General features: G+C 44.7%; 20 protein-coding genes, 1 other RNA gene and 1 riboswitch (1 of these 22 cut by a window edge). Of the genes, 10 read left to right on the plus strand and 11 right to left on the minus strand.

All coding sequences use genetic code 11. The features are described 5' to 3' along the window. Positions 1-5: 5 nt before the first annotated feature. Entirely contained in the window at positions 6-644 is a 639-nt protein-coding gene (locus DEH07_08350; GenBank protein ID HBY04520.1) for a hypothetical protein, read from the plus strand. Between the two features lie 361 nt (positions 645-1,005). Here DEH07_08350 and DEH07_08355 read toward each other — a convergent pair whose 3' ends face one another. From DEH07_08355 to DEH07_08385, 7 genes are all read right to left on the minus strand, one after another. Continuing rightward, positions 1,006-3,633: a hypothetical protein gene (locus tag DEH07_08355; GenBank protein ID HBY04521.1), complete on the minus strand. Its 2,628-nt coding sequence runs from the start codon at positions 3,631-3,633 to the stop codon at positions 1,006-1,008. A gap of 253 nt (positions 3,634-3,886) precedes the next feature. Further along, a riboswitch (cobalamin riboswitch) is annotated at positions 3,887-4,103 on the minus strand. A 141-nt stretch (positions 4,104-4,244) separates the two neighbouring features. After that, on the minus strand, positions 4,245-4,682 hold the full coding sequence (locus tag DEH07_08360; protein ID HBY04522.1) for a hypothetical protein: 438 nt from the start codon (positions 4,680-4,682) through the stop codon (positions 4,245-4,247). 6 nt (positions 4,683-4,688) lie between these two features. Next, the gene (locus DEH07_08365) at positions 4,689-5,306 is read right to left on the minus strand and encodes a hypothetical protein (GenBank protein ID HBY04523.1); all 618 of its coding nucleotides are present in this window, start codon (positions 5,304-5,306) and stop codon (positions 4,689-4,691) included. A 519-nt stretch (positions 5,307-5,825) separates the two neighbouring features. Then, the gene (locus DEH07_08370) at positions 5,826-6,137 is read right to left on the minus strand and encodes a hypothetical protein (GenBank protein ID HBY04524.1); all 312 of its coding nucleotides are present in this window, start codon (positions 6,135-6,137) and stop codon (positions 5,826-5,828) included. Between the two features lie 43 nt (positions 6,138-6,180). Then, complete coding sequence (locus DEH07_08375; protein HBY04525.1) at positions 6,181-6,663, minus strand: hypothetical protein; 483 nt, start codon at positions 6,661-6,663, stop codon at positions 6,181-6,183. Between the two features lie 65 nt (positions 6,664-6,728). Then, positions 6,729-7,142, minus strand: coding sequence for a two-component system response regulator (locus DEH07_08380; GenBank protein ID HBY04526.1), 414 nt, complete (start codon positions 7,140-7,142; stop codon positions 6,729-6,731). A 139-nt stretch (positions 7,143-7,281) separates the two neighbouring features. Next, a complete protein-coding gene (locus tag DEH07_08385; protein HBY04527.1) occupies positions 7,282-8,841 on the minus strand; it encodes a hypothetical protein in 1,560 nt (519 codons plus the stop codon). A gap of 384 nt (positions 8,842-9,225) precedes the next feature. On the opposite strand from DEH07_08385, the gene DEH07_08390 reads away from it, so the two are divergent. Together DEH07_08390 and selD are read left to right on the plus strand one after the other, a co-directional pair. Then, positions 9,226-9,957, plus strand: coding sequence for a hypothetical protein (locus tag DEH07_08390; GenBank protein HBY04528.1), 732 nt, complete (start codon positions 9,226-9,228; stop codon positions 9,955-9,957). 177 nt (positions 9,958-10,134) lie between these two features. Next, a complete protein-coding gene (selD, locus tag DEH07_08395; GenBank protein ID HBY04529.1) occupies positions 10,135-11,175 on the plus strand; it encodes a selenide, water dikinase SelD in 1,041 nt (346 codons plus the stop codon). A gap of 54 nt (positions 11,176-11,229) precedes the next feature. Here selD and DEH07_08400 read toward each other — a convergent pair whose 3' ends face one another. The 4 genes from DEH07_08400 to ssrS all read right to left on the minus strand — a co-directional run bounded on the left by DEH07_08400 (position 11,230) and on the right by ssrS (position 13,843). Then, positions 11,230-12,555 (minus strand): AAA family ATPase, encoded by a 1,326-nt coding sequence (locus tag DEH07_08400; GenBank protein HBY04530.1) that lies wholly within the window; start codon positions 12,553-12,555, stop codon positions 11,230-11,232. Between the two features lie 218 nt (positions 12,556-12,773). Beyond that, a complete protein-coding gene (locus DEH07_08405) occupies positions 12,774-13,046 on the minus strand; it encodes a transcriptional regulator (protein HBY04531.1) in 273 nt (90 codons plus the stop codon). 211 nt (positions 13,047-13,257) lie between these two features. Then, the gene (trxA, locus tag DEH07_08410; protein ID HBY04532.1) at positions 13,258-13,587 is read right to left on the minus strand and encodes a thioredoxin; all 330 of its coding nucleotides are present in this window, start codon (positions 13,585-13,587) and stop codon (positions 13,258-13,260) included. Between the two features lie 78 nt (positions 13,588-13,665). Continuing rightward, a non-coding RNA gene (gene ssrS / locus DEH07_08415) (6S RNA) lies at positions 13,666-13,843 on the minus strand. Between the two features lie 13 nt (positions 13,844-13,856). On the opposite strand from ssrS, the gene DEH07_08420 reads away from it, so the two are divergent. The 7 genes from DEH07_08420 to lysS form a co-directional block, all read left to right on the plus strand. Beyond that, positions 13,857-14,057, plus strand: a complete 201-nt coding sequence (locus DEH07_08420; protein ID HBY04533.1) for a hypothetical protein — start codon at positions 13,857-13,859, stop codon at positions 14,055-14,057. After that, positions 14,023-14,547 (plus strand): cob(I)yrinic acid a,c-diamide adenosyltransferase, encoded by a 525-nt coding sequence (locus DEH07_08425; GenBank protein ID HBY04534.1) that lies wholly within the window; start codon positions 14,023-14,025, stop codon positions 14,545-14,547. Before DEH07_08420 ends, DEH07_08425 begins: the two co-directional genes overlap by 35 nt. 9 nt (positions 14,548-14,556) lie before the next feature. Further along, positions 14,557-15,564 (plus strand): biotin--[acetyl-CoA-carboxylase] ligase, encoded by a 1,008-nt coding sequence (locus DEH07_08430; GenBank protein ID HBY04535.1) that lies wholly within the window; start codon positions 14,557-14,559, stop codon positions 15,562-15,564. Next, entirely contained in the window at positions 15,561-16,325 is a 765-nt protein-coding gene (locus tag DEH07_08435; protein ID HBY04536.1) for a type III pantothenate kinase, read from the plus strand. The genes DEH07_08430 and DEH07_08435 overlap by 4 nt, the downstream gene beginning before the upstream one ends. Next, positions 16,309-17,283, plus strand: coding sequence for a tRNA dihydrouridine synthase DusB (locus DEH07_08440; protein ID HBY04537.1), 975 nt, complete (start codon positions 16,309-16,311; stop codon positions 17,281-17,283). Before DEH07_08435 ends, DEH07_08440 begins: the two co-directional genes overlap by 17 nt. Positions 17,284-17,459: 176 nt before the next feature. Continuing rightward, a complete protein-coding gene (locus DEH07_08445; GenBank protein ID HBY04538.1) occupies positions 17,460-17,942 on the plus strand; it encodes a transcription elongation factor GreA in 483 nt (160 codons plus the stop codon). 25 nt (positions 17,943-17,967) lie between these two features. Further along, a protein-coding gene (lysS, locus tag DEH07_08450) for a lysine--tRNA ligase (protein HBY04539.1) crosses the window boundary here: on the plus strand, positions 17,968-19,444 show its 5' portion. 62 nt of this gene lie beyond the right edge of the window; only the first 1,477 of its 1,539 coding nucleotides appear in the window; the start codon lies at positions 17,968-17,970; the stop codon falls past the right edge of the window.

Consider the following 19,444-nt stretch of genomic DNA (forward strand, 5'->3'; position numbering starts at 1 on the left):
ACTATTTGAAAAATCAGGGTGTCGATGATATAGAACTTCTTATCGCTACCAACCCTAACGAAGAACATATCGGCGGAATTCCTGCTGTTTTAGATGCATTTAATGTAAAAAGGATTATTGACAGCGGGTGCGGGGTTGATACAAGTACCCTTAAACTGTATCAGGAAAAAGTAAAGGCTGAAAATGCAATATGGAATAGCAATAATAAGCAGTCCTTTAGCTTTGGCCCCAATTCTTTACAAATACTGACTACAAAAGGATCATGGACGGAAATAAATGATAACTCAGTAGTCTGCAGGTTGGATACTGGTGACATGGAGTTTTTATTTGATGGGGATGCTCAGGAGTCCCGGGAGAAATCTTTAACAGGTGACTTGTCTGCTGAAATCCTAAAAGTTGGCAATCATGGAAGTGATACTTCGACTACAGAACAGTTATTGAGTAAAGTAGAACCTGAAATTGCCGTAATCAGTGTAGGCGCCGGTAACACGTACGGAAATCCCAGTCAGGAAATTCTGGACAGGCTAAAAAACGCGGGGGTTAAGATCTATCGTACAGATATTAACGGTACAATTGTCGTTTCGACGGATGGAAAGACCTTTTCTATTATTACAATAAAAACGTTAATTGCATGGTGGATATAAATCTGTTATAATAGAGATATTCTGAATAGAGATATTCTGTTTGAAAAAGTTGATAAATTGGTGAATTTGGCATTTCAAAATCCAAAACTTCTTCGTTATAGAGACCAATTTGGCGTTAATCAAGGGATTGACGATTGAAATATCTCCACTATGTAATTAGTGTTTTTTACAATAAAACGTTAGTTTAAAAATACTGAAGCAGCCTGACAGATACAGAGAACTTAAATCCCCCGAAGGGTACCCTTCGGGGGATTTAAGAAGAAGATTTCTTTTCTAGCCATCTAAATATCCTGTAAGCTACTTCCCTAGAAAAATGAAACTATAAAACAATTCCCCGTAAGGATATGACGGTGGATTTCTGTCATTTGACAATATCTATCCTTTGGGAGGAAGGGAACCAGGTTACAGTTGCCCCAAGAGATTCAGATACAAAACTGATGGGAACCATTGCCCGTCCTTGCATAATTGTAACCGGAGTATCCATGCCTGGAGAGGTTTTGTCTGCAGCCAGGCGCAGTGACTTGTTTCTCAGCTTGATTTCAACTGTTTTGGTCTTCTTTTGCCATTGAACATCCGCTCCCAAACTCTCAGCGACAATCCTCAGAGGAACCATTGTCCGGTTGTTGAGCAGGATCGGCGCAACGTCTGTATAACTTGCTTTTCCGTTGACAGTTGTGGCCGTCATATTGATTCCCATGCTCATCGTCACCAGGTCTGCAGCTTTAACAACTCCATAACAACTGAAATTCCCGGTATAAAAAGAAAATGTTTTTGTCACCGGGTCATAACTTCCGCCCAATTTTACGGGAACTATATTCCCGGCGGTGTCTTTTTCATACCGCAGCGCCGTCAGTTTGGCAATATCTTCATCTCTTAAGGCGGCGCCGGATAAATCAAGGCTCACTTGAACAGGTTCGTTAAAACTATTGATTGTTACTGTTTCTTTTGCGCCGGCGCTGCTTTCTTTAGTAATTTGAGCAGTGAGATCTGCGATATTGCCACCAATGTCAAAAAGCCCGCTGAATTGGTCTGTTTTCGCCTTGGCCAGAATTTCCTGCTTTTCAGAATCTGTTAGATTCCTGGCTCCTAATTGCACTATGCTTTTGCCTTCACTGAAAGACTTTTTTAACTGTTCCGTATCAAGGGCGTTTGAAGCAAATTTTATTTCTAGGCCCTTATTGGTCAGGGTCATTTCCTTGTTCGTTTCATTAAGTTTATTAATACTGTCTGGCGCTATCTCAACTATGTTATTTTTTCTGTTTTCCAGGCTAATCTTGATTTCTTGATTCTTTTCCAGGGCTTCCACGATAATTTCATCTACTGTTTTATCTTGAGGAGGTATCAGGGCAGAATCCCCGCTCCCGCCGGATGTATTTTCCGTGTATGAGCTGTAGTACCATAAAACCTGATCATTATCGGCTAATTCATATTTTATGGCAGCAATTCCTGGCGTTACTTGATTTACTTTATACATCCAGCCGTTCGTTCCCTCGGGTCCCTGCCCGTCAATAGTGTGAATATAATCAACAGAATCATAGCTGTAGCTCAAGCCGGTTTTATCAAGGGCTCCCACCGGAGTCACGCCATGGACATCATTGGCTGAAAGGTACACGGTTGTTTTGGGAAATAAAGTATTACCCGACTTGCCTGTTACTTTCACGAAAACCGTAGTATACTGCTGAGACGTACCCCCGCCGCCGTTAGCTTCCACAGTGACACTGGCGGTTCCACAGACACCCTGGTAAACCGCCTTAACCACAGTACTTCCTGCAGCTACTCCGGTGACAATTCCCTTATTATCCACCGCAGCGATGCCGGTATTATCGACCGTCCAGGTCGCTATCGAACTAGCATCATTGACGGCGCCGTTCATTTGCGAGACCTGGGCCTCGTACTGCTGTGTACTGCCTACAGAAATCTCTGCTTCCTCCGGTGTCACCTTTATCCCCAGCGCCGTTTCCCGATGCACGCTTCCGCCCAGTGCAAGATAGGCGTCCAGGGCCCAGGCGCCATCGGCCAGGTTCCTGGAAGACCCAAAAGTCCCGTCTTCATTTAAGGCATTATTCCTCATGTAGTCAACGGCGCTTTTGCCTTCCGTTGTCCATGCGTCAGGAGCAAGACCCAGGCGGTCCAAGGTCAGGATTGCTTCTGCCGTATCGACCAGCGGGTCATCAAAACCTGCCTCATCCCGAAAACTACCGTCAGCTTTCTGGCGGTCCTGAAGCCAGATTTTTGCTCCTTCTATCGCTGTCCGGACAGCATCGGTTTTCTCCCCGGCGAAAGGCTCCAGATAGACTAATGTCCTTACTGCCTGAGTTGTTGTCATGAAGTCGTTCGTAATCCAATTAGGAGCGTCTTCTGCAGGCCAGGCCTTTGTATCAGGGTCCTGGCTGCCAAGGATATAGCTGATGGCCTCCGCCGTATTAAGCTCGGCAATAGTTTCCACCCGTCCTAAAGCCTCAAAAGCAGGCATATTGCTGTATATACCATAGAGGCCGGCATCGAATGAACCGTTGCCGCCGGCAGTCTGCCGGTTTTTTAGGATAGTCAGCAATTGATCGGCTCTGTTATCCACGAAAGCTTCTGCCGCCTGGAATTCCTGCGCCACACGTTTTGCCGGGGATTTGTTCGCTGTTTCTTCTTTAAAAATTGTCTCATCGATCAGATTTAATATCCCGTCTTTTAAACTTGAACCCTGGTATACCCAACTGCTTACGTCTGCGCCGGCCTGGTTTAAGATGTAGGCGTCATAGGCGCCAATATGTCCATATCCCCCGTCTACCGCCAGTCCTTCCTGGTACAAGCTGTAGATGTTCCTGACCGCCTTGACGGCCAAGTTATCAAAGGAATCATCCGCAAATGCTTTTCCTATGTTACCCTGAAATAATGAAGGTGAGAGAGGAAATATTGCTGTAACCAGGATAGTTATTGATATTAATATCGCCAATATTCTGTTGATTTCTCGATTCCTGTAAATATTCATCACCATGGGCCTCCGTATTTTTTTAACTTTTTATTATTTATTTTTTAGCTAACAAACCGTAGACTAAAAAATTTGTGGTTATGCTGTTCCCCAGACTTTGAACATTGGTATTCCCCTCTCTTTCAAAAAGATATATTTGCGGCCTGTTATCATTATGAAAATACCATCAAAAAAGTCTCCCAGCATTTGCTAAGAGACTTTTCCCATCTTGAAAGTCACCGCTTAATGTTAAAATAATAGACGATATAAATTCCCCTTCGTCCATTAAATAGTATAAGGCAGGTCTCCTGGCTTGCGGCTCATCCTCATTTCCGCCTTCCCATGCTCTACGCACAGTGGCAACTCTATGTGAACTTAGAGTGTGGAAAATTGTCGCCGTTTACAGTGGTGGGTCCGCACCGGATTCTGCTTTAAAAGCGTCACCGGTTTCCCTATTCTCCCTTTTGCTTAAGGGCGCCTTATACTAAAAAGAATTATTCTATTTTTTCCTGTGCTATTTTTAGCCCTGGATCACGAGTTCAGGACACCCTTTTACTTAATAAAATTAAACAAATTGATTAATTTCCCTCCTCAGCTCCTTAATAAATTGTGCGACAAAATTCGACACAGCTTCTTAATTAACCAGCAGAACGTTTTTTGCTCCACCACGCTGCCAGGTAGGTTTTCAGGAGATTCCCTCCGGCGTTTACCGTTGTAATGGCAATGCCAATTTTGGGTAAGAAAATAGGATTAAGATAAATTAAATAACGCGGTTCCCAAAAAGGATCAAATTTGTCTTTAAAATAGTGCAAGCCTTTAAAGGAGTACAATTGGTTAAAGTGGTCATAGAAAAAATTTAAAAATTTTTCCTGGAGGCTGTCCTCAGGTTTTATTCCTACACCTGCCAGAGGGGAAAGGCCAAGATTGAAGCTTTGATATCCCTGTTCTTTAAAATATTCAATCAGGCGTACAAATAAAAAATCCATAATTCCGCTTTCCTTGTCCCTTCGCCTCATCAAATCTATAGTCCCTTCGTTAAGGTTGTATTCAGGGATAAGGTTTGCAAAAGCAACTATTTTGTCCTATGCCTCAGAAACCGCTATAACGGTGCAGTTTTTAAGATATTGTGCGTCGAACCAGCCAAGGGAGAATCTTTTTTCGCTCCCATGCTGCAAATGCAGCCATTCATCAGAAACTTCCTTTAATTGTTTCAGGGTGAGATCATCCAGCGGTGGTTCGGTTATTTTCGTTTTAAATCCTTTGCGGCTCAAGCGGTTGACAGATTGCCTGATACCTTTCCGCTGACCTCCTTCCATAGAAAACTTTTCCAAGTCAATAATAGCTTCCTCGCCTATTTTTATGCTTTTAAACCCTAAATCATGGTATATTGTTAAATATTCGGGCAAAACTTGATAAAATACTGAATGCCAGTCGTTTTTTAAGCAAGTTTCTTTAAATTCATTAACCAGTTTACTTATATCATCCTTGGGACCGATCGGATCGCCAAGGACAATGGCAACATTGCCGACAAGAGTATATGCTGCATAGCTTCTGCCGGAATTGCTAAAAAAATAGAATTTGTCGGGGAGAAGGGTTAAGTAAGCTAAAGAAGAATGACCAAACTTAGTAAGTATGTTCAGTGCCCGTTTTCTCTCATAAGGCAGAATGCTCCTGCGGTAAATAACTGGCCGCAAAATCATGCTCACACCGTAAACAAGTCCTAATATCTCAATAACGTCAAATGAATCCAGGAACCAGCGTGCTATATGGGTTAGATGATGGCCGGGAGGTTCTCCTATCCAGAGCAGGAATAACAGTGACTGCCGGGAGGATTCAAAAAGGTTGAAATGATCATGAAAATGCCTGTCTAAAAGGTAAAATCCGAATAAACCGTAAAGAAATACAAAAACAAGAGTGCAGAAAAATACGAAAATCCCTTAAGTACACCATGAAACAGTATATAGAACAGCGCTGGAATCAATAAAATTATAAACGCCAGGTAATCGAACATATCTGTACAAAGCGCTCTGGTTGAGGATTATTGATACCTGAAAAAGAGCTGCCACAATAATCAGCCACCAGGTACTTTCGTACAAGATCTTTAACAATTGATGCCCCTGCGCAAGGTGTACTACGATTGTACAACCGCCAAGGAATAGTAGTATAGGATAAAGCAGGTTGGCCCAGGGGGGGGAGCAATTTTTTTTGTTTCATTTATCTTACCAATGAATTATCAAGCATATTTTCATATAAAGAAAGGTTAGTATATATACCATAAAAAATCTGTTATCTACGTAATAAAAAAATTTGTAGCCCAACAGACTGGCTATCTTAAATGATTCGGGGCTATCCTGTCTATATGGCCATGCTATAACATCCATCGGCCTTCCCAGTTCGGATTCCATAATTTCTTTTGCCTTCAGCAGATCATCTGCAACCCTGTTTTCATACTCCGATTCAGTTTCAAATCTTTTTTTATCGGGCAGCCAGGCCCGTCCGGTTATACATGTTTTAATCTGGAGTATGGATATATACGGGTATAATGATGGGACATATAGGCATGAGGATAAAAAGTCATTTCATGCTGCTGCATTTTTTCATTTGCGCCCAGGTTAAATAATGTAAATTGCCGTTTGTTTTACCTACTAGACCAACAATTATAAAATCAGTAGCCGGAAGATGTCTTTTGGACAATTCAGGATAAGCGTATTTATAGAATGATTCGTACCCGTCATCAAAAGTGATGATCGCGCTTTTCCTGGGTATATCACCTTTACCTTCCAGAAATTTTGCATAACTATCCACGGAAATTACATGGTAACCTTCTTTTTGCAGCATGTTTAAATGTTGTATAAAAAGCTTTGTGCTTATATTACCTTTTGCTGCATAGAAGTCGTTTATATGGTGATACATCAAGATGGCTACCTGACGTTCAGGCAAGCCGATTTTCATCTGTTCCCGTGTAATACTGTAGGAGTGAAAATGCCCCAATGCCGAAAGCATAAAAAGGCTAAAGAGTACTTTTGCTTTAATTAATCTGAAAATGATAGGAACCATCCTGACACCTGTAAGATTATCAAACTTCTTATAATAGTTTTCAAGTTAATTCTTCAAAATTCAAGTCAGGCTATTTTTTCGTGCATGATATTTTTTATCAAAAATCGCAGTTCATCTATCTCAAAAGGCTTTTTAAGATATTCCCGCACCAGGCCGCGGTTTTTTGCCTCCTGGCAAGCGTCCATTTCACTATAGGCAGTCATCATGATTACGGGTACGCCCGGCGCATAAACCCTAAGTTTTTCCAGTGTTTCAAGACCGCTCATACCCGGCATCTTAACGTCCAGGAGAATTAAGGAAGGTATATTGGAATTTACCATCTGGATTGTTTCAATTCCGCTTCCGGCTGTTTCTACCTTGTATCCTTCATTGCTGATGATTTCGAATAACAGGCGCCTTACACTTACATTATCGTCAACGACGAGTATGTAATGTTCATCTTTAAGCACATAAATACCCCCCAGGTTTTTTAAGTGCATCTGTCTTCTTGCGTTATTTTTTTATATTCTTTAAATAAATTTTTTTAATTATAGTTTTTGTCTACTGTATTTTCCACCTAAAAAAATCGACAATAAATAATATATACCGGGGTTATTTTTTACGTATTTAAACTGAAACCTAGGCCTGCCAGACAATTTTTCCGTCAACCATCGTTAAAAGAAATTTAATTCCGGGAATGTTTTCAGGCGCTGTCTGAGTCGGGTCTTCGCTGAGCACAACCAGATCGGCAAGCTTTCCGGGGCTGATCGATCCTTTAATGTTTTCTTCAAAGGAGGCATGAGCTCCCCATAAAGTATACATCCGCAGTGCTTCCAGAGGCGAAACCGCTTCCATGGGAGCTATAATTTTATTCGTTTCTGTTCTTCTTGCAACGGCCGTAGAAATACCTATCAGCGGATTGCAGGGGATCATTGGAGAATCCGAACTTGCCGCGGTTTTTAGGCCCAGGCTTGTCAATGAACCCATTGGGAAGAGCCAGCTAAGTTTTTTAGAGGGGACGGCGTCAATGTAGCTTTCCCCGAAGTAGAGCAGAAATGCAGGTTGCGTAACTACCATCGCTTCAGTTACTTTCAGTTTGCGCATCAGTCCGGGCGGGCAGATGGCGCAATGTTCCAGGCGGTGGCGGTGATCCGGCCTGGGGATCTTTTTGCAAATGTATTCCAGGGAAGCCAGTGTTGTTTCAAGAGCGACGATATCATGAACATGAAACGCGATCCGGAAACCGGCCTCGTGAGCCTTAAGTGCGTAATAGTCCAATTCTTCCTGGGGCGGATTGGGATTGCCCGTACTTTCGTCAAGGGCTATCTTTATACCGCCTATACGCAAGTCACAATCGCCGCTCTCCATCGAAAGACCGGCGCTCTGGAATTCTGCCAGCGCATTTGTCCCAATCATCATGGAAACCCGGACGGGCAGGTGTCCGTCATCCTTTAACCGTTTTAAAGTCTGCCAGTGTCCCAGGTTATTGTTCCAACCGGTATCCTGAACAGATGTAATTCCAAAAGAAAGTAATTGTTTGGTGGCCAGCTTGACACACGCTTTTAATTCTTCCTGATCAATGCCGGGTATTCTTTTTTCCACAAGTTCGTTTCTTCCGGTGATAACACCGTTAGGTTCCCTGGAATCAGGTTCGCGTCCTATGTGCCCACCCTGGGGATCCGCTGTCAAGCCATAAATGCCTATGTGTTTGAGGGCTATACTGTTTAACACGCAGCCATTCCCGGTATAATGGATTAAAATGACAGGATGATCCGGTGATGCCTCGTCCAATTCCCAGCGGGTGGGCGGTCTTTTTTCATCCAGGTTTTTTTCATCGTATTTGGCTGCTCTAATCCATTTGCCGGGTGGTGTTTGTTCCGCCCGGGAGCGGATGAGGGCTTGTATTTCAGAAATATTGGCTGCTTTCGAGGGAGAACAGTCTACATAGAGCAAGGTTGCGGCGAAGGAAAGAGGATGACAGTGGGCGTCGTTAAAACCGGGAATAATTGTTTGTAAACCACAGTCAATGATTTGGGTATTTGGTCCTTTAAACTTTTCCAAATCATCGTTGCCGCCGACGCCAATGATTTTATTGCCCGAGACGGCGACCAGTTCCGCGCCCGGCCTTTTTTCGTCCATGGTTATTATGTTAGCGTTGCATAAAATTATGTCAGCCGGAATACTAGAAGTATCGACCATTTTTTTGCTCCTTTTTTATAATTATTTAATTTCGGTAAACATTCAGAAAAACAGGTTGAAGAAACGTCTCTAATTCAATTGCTGATAACTTTCTTAATCATCTGTTAAAGCAGATAATCGAAGGGCGGCGCTAGTATTCTTGTTATCTGCCGGGTTCACTGAATGGTTACTGCAATTATGAAACCATATTGAAACAATAATACGTTCATAAATGAGAGTCAAGACTTAACACATTGCGACTGCTTTAAAAAAATTCAAGTTTTTATAAAAAATGGCTCGAAAATTTGGAACAATTGCCCTGTTCAAAACGTCTAACAATTTGAAGGTTGAAATTTAAGGAGGTGGATTCGAAAAGTACGGCAATCCAAAAACAAGGGAGTGGGGATGTTGTTTAAAGCGAGACCTTTTTTAATAACTTTGTTGGTTCTTTTTGTTTTGCTGAGTTTCTGCGGTACATGTTTGGCCCAGGACAAGGATTTGCCGGCGAATACCATAACGGTGACTGGGGAAGGGACGGTTAAGGTTGCTCCCGATACTGCGGAGATTGATTTTGCGGTTGTAACAGACGCTGCCGAGGCTCAAAATGCCCAGGCCGCCAACGTCGAAATATCACATAAGGTTATAGCCGCTTTACAGGGAAACGGAATTGCGGCTGCTGACATCAGTACTCTTAATTACAGCCTTTATCCGAATTATGTTTACAAAGAAAACCAACCGCCCAAGCTCACCGGATACGAAGTCACCAACGAGATTAAAGTAACGATACGCAACCTTGATAAAATAGGCGCCATAATCGATCTTGCGGTAAAGAACGGGATTAACCGGGTTCAAAATATAAACTTCTACGCGAACAACAGCACGGAACAAAAAATCCAGGCCCTGAGGCAGGCTGTTTCTGACGCCCGGATTAAGGCGGATACGATCGCTGCTTCTCTGGGAAAGAAAATAGTCGGTGTTAAATCGGCAAGCGGAAGCTGGTTTGGTAATCAGCCGACGCCGATTTACTATGGAAAGAAAGAGGTCCAGCTCAGCCTTGGAGGCGGCGCGGCCACGGATATTAACCCGGGTCAGATTGAAATCACTGCCAATGCAGAGGTAGCCTATCTGATTGATTGATGATCAGTCCCTTCTCTCATATATCTCGAAAAATCAGGGTATCTCCCTGATTTTTTTATAAAGAATTTTGTTCTAAGATTAGATCTCATAAGAAGCTTTTAATTTACAAAGAATACTTTCAACGCCTGTGAAAAAGGTATAATATAAAAGTAAATTCCGGCAAGGAGGTGATTGTTGATGCAGGAAGTAAAGTTGACCCAGATGACTAAAGCTGCCGGGTGAGCGTCCAAGATAGGGCCGGAAACCCTGTCGCAGGTGCTGCGGCAAATGCCTAAATTTGAAGATGCGAACCTTTTGGTCGGCTTAAACATACCTGATGACGCGGCGGTCTATAAAATTTCCGATGAACTTGCGCTGATTCAGACGGTGGATTTTTTTACGCCTGTTGTCGATGATCCCTACTTATTCGGACAGATCAGCGCAGCCAATGCGTTAAGCGATATTTACGCCATGGGGGGCCGCCCGCTGCTGGCTTTGAATATAGTTTGTTTCCCCAGTTGTCTGTCCCAGGATGTTCTCGTCCAAATTTTAAAAGGCGGGGCGGATAAAGTGCAGGAGGCGGGGGCTATAATTGCCGGCGGACACTCCGTTTCGGATGATGAGCCTAAATACGGCCTGTGCGTTTCGGGATTGGCCCATCCGGATCAAATAATCGCCAGCTCCGGGGCAAAGCCGGGAGATCTGCTGGTTCTTACAAAGCCTATTGGAACGGGGATTGCCAGTACGTCCGTCAAAGCGGACATGTTTCCTGGCGAGGCCTATTCCAGGTTTGTAACGTGCATGGCGTCCCTTAACCGGGATTCGTCGGAAGCAATGAGAGAAGTAGGAGCCCATGCCTGTACCGATATCACCGGTTTTGGCTTGCTGGGCCATGCTGTTGAAATGGCGCAGGCAAGCGAGGTCAGCCTGGTTTTTTACAAGAGCAAAATAAACCTGCTGCCTTTTACCCTGCAGTTGGCCGCGCAGGGCCTTATTCCGGCGGGAGCTTACAATAACCGCGATTTCTTTGCGGACAAAATACATTTCGCTCCCGATCTAACAAAAGCTGAGCGTATTGTCTTGCTTGATCCCCAGACTTCCGGCGGCCTGCTTATTGCCCTGGAACCTGAAAAAGCTGAAAAGCTGGTTGAATTGCTGCATTTAAGGGGTATTGAAGAAGCAAGTATTGTTGGAAAGGCGGTTGAGTTTAGGGAAGACCTTATTGAAGTACAGAAGTGAGTACTCAGTAAAGCCGTCCTAAAGAGCACGGCTTTGTCAACAGCGAACGGCTTGTTACTTTTTTGTCTTTCTCTCCTCGCCCTGTTCTGAAGGTTCATAAAAAATATAGTCCTCGAGGCCCTCCGGTAAATATTGCTGATTTACCCAGTGGTCAGGGTAATTATGAGGATACTTGTAGTTTACACCGTGTCCAAGGGAAGCGGCTCCCCGGTAACTGGCGTCTCTAAGGTGCGGCGGGACAGGGTTGGCCCTCTCTTTTTCCACAGCCTCCATGGCTCGATCGATTGCTTTGACAACAGAATTGCTTTTTGGCGCCAGGGATATGTAAATGGCTGCCTGAGCAAGAATAATTTTGGCTTCGGGAAAGCCGGCCATGGAAGCGGCTTGTGCGGCCGACACCGCCTGCACAAGCGCTTGCGGATCCGCCAGGCCGATATCCTCACAGGCATGGATAATAATCCTTCTGGAGATAAATTCAACTGATTCACCGGCATAAATAAGGCGGGCCAGCCAATACAACGCTGCCTGGGGGTCTGATCCGCGCATGCTCTTGATGAATGCGGAAATAACATCATAATGTTCATCGGCTTTATTGTAGCCGGGCACATGCCGCTGGCTTGCTTCCTGGACGACAGTCAGGTTTATTTTTCTGGTTCCGTTTTCATCAGGCGGGGAGCTCAGAACCGCCAGCTCCAGGTAATTCAATGCCGCACGGGCGTCGCCATTGGCAGCCCGGGCCAGGTAAGCTACAGCATCCGGCTCAATTTCGGCCGGGATTTTTCCCAGTCCCCGTTCATTGTCTGCCAGGCTGCGCCTGAGTATTCTAATAATGGCCTGATCGGAGAGGGATGTTAAACGGTAGAGCCTGGTGCGGCTTAGTAAAGGGCGGATTACCGAAAACATCGGGTTTTCTGTTGTAGAACCAATCAGGGTAATTAAACCGTTTTCCACGGCTGGAAGAAGGGCATCCTGCTGGGATTTGTTGAACCTGTGTATTTCATCAATGAACAAGATGGTTTTCTGCCCGTAATGAGCGCGCAGTTCCCTTGCCTCTTCGATAACGCGGCGAAGATCAGCAACTCCGGCCATCACTGCGCTGATTGTGGCGAAGCGTGAGCGGGTCAAGCGGGCTATAATCCTGGCCAGGGTAGTTTTTCCGCTTCCCGGAGGCCCGTAAAGGATAATCGATTGCAGGCTGTCTGTTTCAATTGTGCGTCGGAGCAGCGTGCCTTTTCCAACGATGGAACTTTGCTCTTCGAACTCGGCCAAGGATCGCGGCCGCATCCTTTCCGCAAGAGGCGCTTCGTTCGACAGGTTGTCTTCAAGAGCATTAAGAAACAAATTGTCCACCGGCAGACCTCCCATTTCCAAAATAGACATTCATGCCGCCTTTGCAGCACCGCTAGTCCGATCCGAAGCAAGCCGTGCTGCTGTCGGCGTGGAGCACTGGAGAGAGCGTTGATAATGCCGTGCCTATCGGACTCACTATTGAAAAATAATTTTTAAGATAGTTGCGTGCTTTTATAATTATATCTTAAATATGCGGAAAACGGGAAGGGTGCAACCAGTCAATTATTATTACAGCCGGTTGATTTGTATCAACCAGCTGTAATAAGTTGGAAAAAGTCACCGCCCAGTCTGGTTAAACTGCAAATTTTGCTTTTACCTTCTGTTGAAACGTCAACCAGTCCAAGAGCGAAAAGCTGCATAACCACATGATCCAAAACGGCTCTTTTTACTCTGGCTGTTAATGAAAGATCTTCTTTATTCATACTTCCTTCTTCCACCAGAGCTTTTAAAACACGCTCGGCTTCTCCGGGCAAACGGTCGTTTACTTTCGTAAAGTATTCCGGCAGGCTGATTTCTGTCATGTTCTCACCTCCTAATTGGGTAATGAAGTTTTGTTAATAGTATGGTCATTTTTCTAACGAAATAATACTTTTTTTAACAAATGATTTATGAAAAATGTTTTTACTTATTCCAAATACACTTTGGAAGGAAAATTAAAACCCCGGCTTGCGGTATGGCCGGGGCTTCGGACTTGGTTATGTTGTCGGTTATTGGGTGATTAAAACTTTTCTTTTATAAATGCTTTTCGATAATCCTTTTAAGTTCGTTTTTTGTTTTATAACCTACCAAACGTTCTACTTCCAGGTTTTTCTTGAACAAAATTATTGTTGGAATGCTTGATACTTTATGATTGACAGATATGTTGGGACTTTCGTCGACATTTATCTTGGCAACCTGGACTTTTTCTTCGTATTCCTTAGCTACCTCTTCTATTACTGGTCCGAACATTTTACAGGGTCCGCACCAGGGCGCCCAGAAATCAACCAGTACAAGAATGTCAGTGGAGCCTAAAAAAGAGTTGAAGCTATCTTCGTTTAAAACCTTGATTTTTTCATCGGGCATTTTTTTCCCACCTTTCAAAAGCTACCACATTTTTCATTATCAAGCAAATTATATGTTATGATAAATGCTTTGTCAATAAGTAACCCCACCAATGCCGTGATTACCCAAGTTTTCTGAACCCAGTCTAACTAGGTGGGTGTCCTCCTGACTGCCTGTTGTGTCCTAAATTAGGCGTACAAGCCACAATCAGAGCCGGGCTCCCTTTTGATCTTGTTGGATCAAAACTTCAAAGCAACCACGCACATAGCAGGGTATTTCTTATATTTATTATGTTAGCACACCAGATATCGCTTTGCAAGTGGCAACAAATCCGCCTGCCTAAGCAGGCGGCTGATCCGGAAACATTTTTCAAGAGCAGGAGTTTAAAGCCCAAAGAGGGAATACTAATTGGCGTAAAAAGACTCGCTAAAAGGGTGAAAAATAATCGTTACCAGGCTGGAAAAAGGGTACGTACAGGTTTATACTGGTAATGGCAAAGGAAAGACTACGGCAGCCTTGGGTTTAGCTTTCAGAGCAATGGGCTGTGGCTTAAGGACATACATGGGGCAGTTTATGAAGGGTTCGTCCAGTTCTGAATTAGTATCCGCAAAAATGGTCAGTAAATTTATCACTATTGAACAGTATGGGCGGGGAACTCTATTCAGTCCCTTGAACCCTCCGGCTGCGGATGATTTCAAGTTGGCTGAAGAAGGAATTGAGAAAATTAAAGCAGTTATATCCTCGGACGAATACAGCATTGTTATTCTGGATGAAATAAATACAGCCATGTATTTCAAACTGGTTGAACTAAAAGACATCCTTAAACTGATTAAGGAAAAACCCGGGCATATTGAACTGGTATTAACGGGAAGGAACGCGCCTTCCGAACTTATTCAAAACGCTGACCTGGTAACCGAAATGGCCGAGATCAAACATTATTATAAGAAAGGTGTCTTACCCAGGGAGGGTATTGAGCGGTAAAGGATAGTTATGAAGGAACGTGTCTTGCATTTATTAAAAGAGTCTTCACCGGAATTCATTTCAGGTGAGATTATCTGCAGGAATTTAGGGATTTCCCGTACTGCGGTTTGGAAACATATCCAGACTTTGCGGGCAAGCGGATACGAGATTGCAGCCTTGCCGCATGCAGGTTACCAGTTGCTTGGCGTGCCTGATCGTCTTTATCCGGAAGAAATCCGCGACGGCCTGGATACGGAGTTTATCGGCAGGAAAGTCTATTATTACGAACATGCAATCTCAACAAATGAAACGGCAAGAGAACTGGCGGACCGCGGTTGTCCCGACGGCGCTCTTGTAATTGCTGAGGAACAATCGGGAGGAAAAGGCCGTTTGGGGAGGAATTGGTTTTCTCCGTACGGCAAGGGAATCTGGTTCTCAATCGTTCTTTTTCCGCCGGTTAATCCTTCGGATGCTCCCACGCTTACCATGCTGGGGGCAGTGGCGGTGGCAAGGGCTATCCGTAAAATCGCAAATGTTGAAGCAGGGATAAAATGGCCTAATGATATTTTGCTTGACGGGAAGAAGATTTGCGGCATACTTTCGGAAATGAGCGCCGAGATAGAAAGGATTAATTACCTGATTATAGGAATAGGCATCAACGTAAATGTTGAAGAATTTCCCAGTGAGCTGGAAGATACCGTTACTTCTCTGAAAATATACACAGGCCAGCCTGTAAAAAGGACGGTTTTACTTCAGGAAATTTTAATGGAAATTGAACAGCTGTATAAGTTATGGCTGCAAAACGGATTCCAGCCAATTTTACGTTTTTGGAAAGAGATGTGCGTTATGTTAAACAAGATGATCAGGGTAAACGGCATAAAAGACGTCTTCGAAGGCTGGGCTGAAGATGTTGATGATCGCGGCAATCTGATCCTGCGCCTTAAGGACGGCAGCTTGAAAGGATTTGTTGCGGGAGATGTTTCTCTTCAGGGAGGACTTGATCTGCAGGCAGGCAGGAGGGAGGGCTCCTCGTTATGATTCTGGTTTTCGATGTAGGGAATACAAATATTGTGCTTGGGGTTTACAAAGGGAAGGAACTGCTTAACCACTGGCGTCTTTCTACGCTGCCCGCGCGTACCGCTGACGAATACGGCATGCTGCTGCGTGAATTGCTTGCTTCTGGAGGCATATCCCTGGAAGAAATTGAAGATTTAGTCATCTCCTCGGTTGTTCCACCGTTGATGTTTTCACTTGAACAGGTGGCGCATAAGTACTTCGGGATTATTCCTTTGGTTGTTGGGCCGGGTATTAAAACAGGGCTGGCCATACATTATGATAATCCCAGAGAAGTCGGCGCTGACCGGATTGTAAACGCTGTTGCTGGTTATGAACTATACGGCGGCCCTCTGGTGATTGTTGATTTTGGCACGGCAACGACATTTTGCGCCGTTTCGGTTAAAGGAGAATATCTTGGCGGCGCGATTACACCGGGAGTAAGCATTTCTACAGAGGCTCTTTTTATAAGGGCTGCCAAGTTGCCGAGAGTTGAGTTTGTGCGCCCGCCTTCAGTTATCGGGAAAAATACTGTGCACAGCATTCAATCGGGTATTGTTTACGGTTTTGCCGGTCAGGTGGATGAGATCGTCAGGCGCATGAAAAAAGAGCTGGGAGGCAGCGCCTTTGTTCTTGCCACAGGGGGATTGGCAGAATTAATTGCTCAGGAAACGAGCGCTATTGACCAGGTGGATCCGCTGCTTACCTTGACCGGACTGCGGATTATCTATGAACGCAATCGGTAATGTCAGGCTGGTTAACCAGGTTATAGCGGCTCCTATGGCCGGAATCAGCGACCAGGCTTACCGGATCCTGGCAAAAGAAGCCGGGTGTGCTCTGGTTTGCACTGAAATGATCAGCGATCAGGCTCTTTTGTACGGCAACCCGAAAACGTTGCTGCTTTTGAATCACGTAGGTGAAGCGGGGCCTTTGTCGGTCCAGATTTTTGGTTCTAATCCCGGGAACATGGCCAGAGCTGCAAAAATTGCCGAGGATGCGGGAGCTGATCTTATTGACCTGAATATGGGCTGTCCTGTGCCAAAAGTTGTTCGAAACGGCGCCGGCGCAGCTCTAATGAGAAATCCGGAACTGGCCGCCCGGATTGTACGGGAGGTTGTTTCCAGTGTAAATGTTCCCGTAACTGTGAAGATGCGTAAGGGATGGGATGAGAACTCGGTCAATGCTGTAGAAGTAGCGCTTTTAGCGGAAGCTGCCGGCGCTGCGGCAGTAACTGTTCATGGACGCCTTAAATCCCAGTATTACACAGGACGGGCTGACTGGGGGATCATCAAATCGGTAAAAGATGCCTTAACAATTCCCGTTATCGGTAATGGAGACATTCAAAAACCGGCAGATGCCAGGATGATGCTGGATGAAACGGGCTGTGACGCAGTAATGATCGGCAGGGCGGCTCTTGGCAATCCCTGGATCTTCTCAAGAACGATTCATTATTTAGCTACAGATGAACTTCTTCCATATCCCCCATTTTACGAAAAGCTCAATACCGCTTTAAGACACCTGGAACTTATTTCCCAAACCAAAGGCGATAAAATTGCCCTCCTGGAGATGCGTAAGCACGCAGCCTGGTACATTAAGGGTTTGCCGGGAGCAGCATTGATGCGGCAAAAAATTAACGGGGCAGAATCGGTTAAGGAGCTTGCTCTTTTACTTACACAAGATTTGGTAAAGGTGAATAATTCTTAAAGTTCACCTTGACAAAGAAACGGGTGCTTCTTATAATGTGTTAAAATAACAATCAAGGCACTGCTTAAAGAAAAAGCAGTGCTTTCGAGCTAATTACGGGTTTTAGTTTGGCATAAAGCAGCTCAGTATGCATATATTGTGACGAAAAGCCTGAATATAACTGGAGAGTAAAGCTTGTGAAAAAAGAAAAAGGCAAAGAGGTGCTCCTTACTCCTTCAGGATTAAGAAAGCTGGAAGAAGAGCTGGACATCTTGAAGTCTCTTCGTCGGCGGGAAGTAGCTCAAAGGATCAAACAGGCCAGGGAGTTTGGTGATCTTACTGAGAATTCCGAATATGAAGACGCTAAAAATGAGCAGGCTTTTATTGAAGGCCGAATTCTAACTTTAGAAAAAATGCTGCGGAATGCCCGGATTATTGACGGGGAATCGGCGGCGACGGGAGAAGTTGGAGTAGGTTCGACTGTTGTCTTAAGAGACATGGAAGACGGCGGCGAGTTTGAATATACAATTGTTGGTTCGGTAGAAACCGATCCGATGGAAAAGAAAATCTCCAACGAATCTCCGGTTGGCAAGGCCATCCTGGGCAAACGCAAGGGAAACGTTGTCGAAATCAGCGTCCCGGCCGGGCTTGTTAAATTCGAAATCATGGATGTTTCCTAAACTCTTGACTTAAGGAGAGAAACTGATGGATCGGCCAGGGGCGGGAAATATTGTGGGACAAGACTGTTCTTTTTCAAATGAGGACGAAAATGAAACCTTTTACCTGCGGGGTTTAAAGTTGTCCCAAATCAAGGGAAAGGGGATAAACCCGTACGGGGGGCGTTTTGAGAGAACCCACAAAGCTGAAGAAATAAAGGAAAATTACGAGATCTGCCAGGGACAGCAGGTGGTTGTCGCCGGGCGTTTGATGGCCAGGCGCGGTCACGGTAAAGCAACTTTTGCTGATTTGCAGGATTTATCCGGCCGCATTCAGATCTACTTGCGATCCAACGAGATTGGTGAAGAATCTTATGCCCTTTTTGGAAAAGTGGATCTTGGCGACATTCTGGGTGTGGAAGGAAGCGTTTTTAAAACCCGTCTCGGGGAAGTAACAATTGCAGTAAATAACTTTGTTATTCTATCTAAATGCCTGCGTACACTCCCCGAAAAATGGCATGGTTTAAAAGATATCGAACTTCGTTACCGGCAGCGCTACCTAGATCTCATCGTAAACCCGGATGTTAAAAAAACATTTATCATAAGAAGCAAGATAATCCAGGAGATTAGAAGGTTTCTTGAGAACAGGGGTTTTCTGGAAGTCGAGACTCCGATGATGCATCCCATTCCGGGAGGCGCCGCTGCCCGGCCTTTCATTACTCACCACAATACGCTTGACATTGATCTTTACCTTCGGATTGCCCCTGAACTGTACTTAAAACGGCTGCTGGTCGGGGGCTTTGAAAAGGTCTATGAAATTAACCGCAACTTCAGAAACGAAGGTATTTCTACAAAGCACAACCCCGAATTTACCATGCTGGAACTCTACCAGGCATACGCGGACTACGCGGATATGATGGACTTGACTGAAGAATTGATAGACACTGTTGGCAAATTTATTTTAGACAGTGCATTGATAGACTGCGAAGGACAGAAAATTAACCTGTCTCGTCCCTGGAAAAGAGTTTCAATGACCGAAGTTGTAAAAGAATATACCGGTCTTGATTTTAATGAAATCAAAAGTGACGGGGAAGCTGTCCGCGCGGCGGAAGGAATAGGTCTAGAAGTAGAAAAAACAGGGACATGGGGGACAGCGATGAATCAGGTTTTTGAAGAAAGAGTGGAAACGAAACTCATCCAGCCAACTTTTGTCATTGATTACCCCGTTGACATATCCCCCTTGGCCAAGCGCAAGGAGAACGAATCAAGACTGACCAGCCGTTTTGAACTTTATATTTTAGGTAGGGAAATAGCAAACGCGTTTTCCGAGCTTAACGATCCTATAGATCAAAGAATGCGTTTTGAGGAGCAGACTAAGAAGCGCCTGGCGGGAGATGACCTCTCGCATATGATGGACGAGGACTACCTCCGTGCTTTGGAATACGGGATGCCTCCTGCCGGCGGTTTGGGTATAGGAATCGACCGCCTGGTGATGATCATGACGGGCTTAGGTTCTATCCGGGATG

This window comes from Desulfotomaculum sp. (assembly GCA_003513005.1).
GTDB lineage: Bacteria > Bacillota > Desulfotomaculia > Desulfotomaculales > Nap2-2B > 46-80.